We start from the raw sequence: 1,392 nt of genomic DNA on the forward strand, positions 1-1,392 counted from the left end.
TAATGCCAGTCAGTTAAGAGATTGACTGGCTTTTTCTTGGGTATTTTTGAGGTTTTCCTTTTACAACCCTTGGATAACTCCTCACTCTTCTCTCAGGTATAACATACCGATTAGATTTCTCCATTAAACTTTCCAGATGTTTGGGTAGATTACCTGCAGAAGCCAAAGAGTCGAATCTGAGTAAATTAAGAAGGGCAATAGATGCAATATGAAAACTGATCCTCAACGGGCTTACTTTGGCACGTTGAGCCATATATTTCATTTGTCTTCTTAGAACATTATAAGCAATCAAGACACCCCATAATTCTTGATAAATTAAGTCTGGCTGTTTGCTCCTTAAGTGCTTACCTTCCTGTAAATTGCTTTTAATTTCTCGGTAACACATCTCTATCTCCCAACGTTGAGCATATAACTTTGCTAAAGTTCGAGCTGGATATGTCTTTGAATCTAATAATGAAGTGATATAACGGCGGATTTTTCCTGCCTGCTCAACTTCAATCAAACGTGCTTCCCAGTAATCTCCTAATGCTGGATTAAGTTTTTTGGCTCTTGCTGATATTGGCATCCTGATATGAAAATCATGTGGGGAATTCCGTTTAATTATGTCATAACGTAAATTATCTTTAGCTCGCATAAGCCAATGGCTTGATTCTCCACGTGTTTGCCAGCCTATTAAAAAATCAGCAGAGAAATAAGCTCGATCAAACAAAGTAATACTTTGTGCTGGAGGAGATAATTGATTTGCTAATGTGAGTTCACCTTGATCCATACTGCCTATTTGGGCATCTATGATTTCATGAGTATTGGTATTCACTAGACACGTGGCTCTAACTTGTGGGTAAGGTGCTACAGCAGTTTTACCTTTAGATGAGCCAAAATGATTAAAATTCTCCTTGGTCAGTGGCATAGACCAAACCACCCCGTCAACAGCACATACACTAAGACCTTGAAAGGTTGAATATTGTTGTTGTGATTCATCAAACCATGCTTGGCTGATTAAGGAGAATAAGGCAGCTAAGGGTTCTCGACCTAAACGTTGTCGAGCTTGGACAGCTGCACTAGGAACACAATAATCTGTTGTACCAAACACGAGTTTTAATTGTTCTACCACATAGCTGATGGGTTGATTGCGAAACAAGGCAAGCCCAAGAACAAGCCAAACCACGTGCTCAGCAGGTAATTTTCTCCTTCTGATCGATGCCTTACCTGTTTGATGCAGGCTTGTTTCAATCCAATTTAAATCAATAAGTTCACAAAAATGGTTGAGTGATGGGAGAGCATGTTCAAGAGTGGATTCTAAATGTTCAGATAAAGACATAAAAAAAATGAGCGTATTTACATACACTCATTTTTACTACATTTTACTAAAATTTGCTTAACTGACTGGCATTA

Annotated in this window: 1 protein-coding gene; it reads right to left on the minus strand. The window is 38.4% G+C overall.

The features are described from left to right. Positions 1-13: 13 nt before the first annotated feature. Positions 14-1,318: an IS4 family transposase gene (locus tag VF685_RS14010; RefSeq protein WP_152342363.1), complete on the minus strand. Its 1,305-nt coding sequence runs from the start codon at positions 1,316-1,318 to the stop codon at positions 14-16. Between the last annotated feature and the right edge of the window lie 74 nt (positions 1,319-1,392).

Source organism: Acinetobacter sp. Brlt_5 (assembly GCF_051949055.1).
Classification (GTDB): domain Bacteria; phylum Pseudomonadota; class Gammaproteobacteria; order Pseudomonadales; family Moraxellaceae; genus Acinetobacter; species Acinetobacter indicus.